The following is a 2,665-nucleotide window of genomic DNA, read 5'->3' as shown; positions in this document are numbered from 1 at the left end:
GAAGTGAATGTGCCACGTTGCTTGCATGAGGCGCTGGGGCGCCCCATGCAACACGTAATTGGGACATAGCCTTTTTTATCGATGCTAAAGGGGAGTCCCATCCCTCCCCTTTGAGTGCTGCCATCGACCAGCCCGCAAGGGGAGATGGCCAATGCCCCCAGCCCCGGGAAACCAGGAAATACCCCAGCAGGGCCTGCCGCCAGCGGGATCCGTCAGCTCGGTCGAAGATTTTGAGTACCAGCTCAAGTACCAGCGGGCCTTCGAGGCTGTCTTGTGGAACATGCCGGCGGTCGCTATTTACAGCTTCCGGCGCGCCGCCTTCGACAATCTGGGTCTCAAAGACAACGACATCATCGCCTATTCCAAGCCTGCCACCCCGCATCTCGAGGCCATCACGGCCAACAGCACCACCCCCTACATCACGGCCTTCACCGACTTGCAACACGGCCCCACCGTGCTGGAAGTGCCCGCTGCGGGCCCGGATGGCAGCCTGTATGGGCAGATTGTCGATGCCTGGCAATTCACCATCGCGGATGTAGGCCCGGCGGGGCTCGACCAAGGCAAGGGCGGCAAGTTTTTGCTGACGCCCCCCGGCTACAGCGAGCCGATCCCGGCCGGCTATCTGCATGTTCCTTCCCCGAATTATCGCGTGGCGTTTGCCTTTCGCTCTGTGCCGACGCCCGGCAAGTCGACGAACGATGCCTATCACTACTCCAAGCGCCTGCGCATGTACTCTCTCTCCGAGGCGAGCAATCCGCCGACCCAGCGCTTCGTCGATCCTAGCAACAAGCGCTACCCGACCCTGCCCTACTACTACGAGCGTCACTTCGACGACCTGCACGCGGTGGCCAGCGTCGAGCCCGTGCGCGAGCAGGACAAGGTGATGATGGGGATGCTCACCTCCCTTGGCATAGGTCGCGGCACCTCATTCAACCCGGATGAGAAAACCCGCAAGGCGCTGCGCCAGGCGGCCATCGATGCCTGGTTCTACATGCAGCATTGGTATGACAATTTCCCGAAGGAGAAACGCTACTGGCCTGACAGGCACTACGCCTCCCTCTTGCAGAGCGATGACAACAAGACCTTCACCTTCACCTATGAGGATCGCATCGACCTCATCAATCGCGCCGCCGAGTACTTCTGGTGTACCTATATGCCCAAGGTGCTGAGCGATGCCCCCGCCACCCAATACCTGATGTCGCTTGCTGATAGCGAGGGCAGGCTGCTGGAGGCAGGACAACTGTACAAGCTCACCATCCCGGCCAAGATGCCGGTCAAGCAGTTCTGGGCATTGACCGTCTACAACCGCGACACCATGTCCTTCATCTACAGCGACAGCGGGCGCACCACCCTCTCCTCCTACGATCTCGACAAGATGGCCAAGAACCCGGACGGCGGCGTCACCCTCTACGTGGGCCCGACCGCCCCGCCAGGCAAGGAAAACAACTGGATCCCGACCAGTGGCAAACGCCCGCTGCCGGCCATGCGCTTCTATGGCCCGACCGACGAGTTGAACCACAAGACCTTCAAGCTGGCGGATTTCGAGCGGGTGTAAACGATGAACAGGCGTGGAGCACCATGAGAAAGTCATCCCTTGCGGCAGCATCATGTATCGCTACCACGCCTTCATGGCACAAATCACTGACAAGATGGCACAGGATGCCCATATCTACGGCTATTCCATGGATGAGGCCTACAAGTTCTTCTATGGAACGGCGATCAAGACCGGCCCCCCGCGAAACCGCTTCCAGAACATTCGCCACCTGGCGGACGATACCGAACACCCGGGCATCAACAACGATACCCTGCACCTGCAAGGCTGGCTGGATCTCAGTGCGGAGCCGGTGATCGTCAGCATGCCGGGTATGGACAATGGCCGTTGCTGGATCCTGCACACCCTGGACATGGGCCATTACACCACCTCGATGAGCGCCTGACGCACCCAAGGCACCAATGAGGGTCACTTCACTGGTCGGTTTTTTATTGCCGGATAAGGGCGGGATCCACGGCTAGACAGATTCGGTGTCGAGCCGGGATCTCGCTTATTTACAGTCAGACATTCACTGCCTTTTCTATTAAAGAGATTGCATAAACACATGGTTGAATGATGATTTATGAGATCAATAACAGGTTCTATTTAATACAGGCAGCATGTTAAACAACCCCGCTATAGTGTCCCGCCGTTGCTGGCGATGACTCTGCGATACCAGTCGAAGCTGCGCTTCTTGCTGCGCGCAAAGCTGCCGCTGCCGTCGTCGTTCTTGTCCACGTGGATAAAGCCGTAGCGCTTGCTGTATTCCCCTGTGGTGAAGGAGACGCAGTCGAGACATCCCCAGGGGGTGTAGCCCATCACCTCCACCCCGTCCTCGACGATGGCAAGCTTCATCTGCTCGATATGGGCCCGCAAGTAAGCGATGCGGTAGTCATCGTCTATCTCTCCCCGCTCGTCTTTCTGATCCCGCGCCCCGAAGCCGTTCTCGACGATAAACAGCGGTTTTTCGTAGCGGCCATAGAGCAGGTTCAGGGTGTAACGCAGCCCCACCGGGTCGATTTGCCAACCCCATTCTGAGGCCTTCACATGGGGGTTGGTGGATTTGACCCCATAGGTCCAGACACTTTTTCCCGCTTAGGGTTGTGATACCCGACTGCGCAGAAATTCCCGTGG

The 2,665-nt window shown here is 58.5% G+C and carries 2 protein-coding genes and 1 pseudogene; 2 read left to right on the top strand and 1 reads right to left on the bottom strand.

From position 1 onward, the window contains the following. Positions 1 to 151: 151 nt before the first annotated feature. Together PG879_RS20370 and PG879_RS20365 are read left to right on the top strand one after the other, a co-directional pair. Complete coding sequence (locus PG879_RS20370) at positions 152 to 1,555, top strand: DUF1254 domain-containing protein (protein ID WP_270830615.1); 1,404 nt, start codon at positions 152 to 154, stop codon at positions 1,553 to 1,555. A gap of 13 nt (positions 1,556 to 1,568) precedes the next feature. Continuing rightward, the gene (locus PG879_RS20365; protein WP_270830614.1) at positions 1,569 to 1,937 is read left to right on the top strand and encodes a DUF1254 domain-containing protein; all 369 of its coding nucleotides are present in this window, start codon (positions 1,569 to 1,571) and stop codon (positions 1,935 to 1,937) included. A 230-nt stretch (positions 1,938 to 2,167) separates the two neighbouring features. Here the strand turns inward: PG879_RS20365 and PG879_RS20360 are convergent. Next, positions 2,168 to 2,584, bottom strand: a pseudogene (locus PG879_RS20360) (family 1 glycosylhydrolase); the annotation flags it as partial. Positions 2,585 to 2,665: the final 81 nt, after the last annotated feature.

The organism is Aeromonas sp. QDB63 (assembly GCF_027707425.1).
Lineage (GTDB): Bacteria > Pseudomonadota > Gammaproteobacteria > Enterobacterales > Aeromonadaceae > Aeromonas > Aeromonas caviae.
The sequence above is the reverse complement of the archived record's forward strand: the minus strand, read 5'-3'. Positions and strand labels throughout refer to the sequence as shown.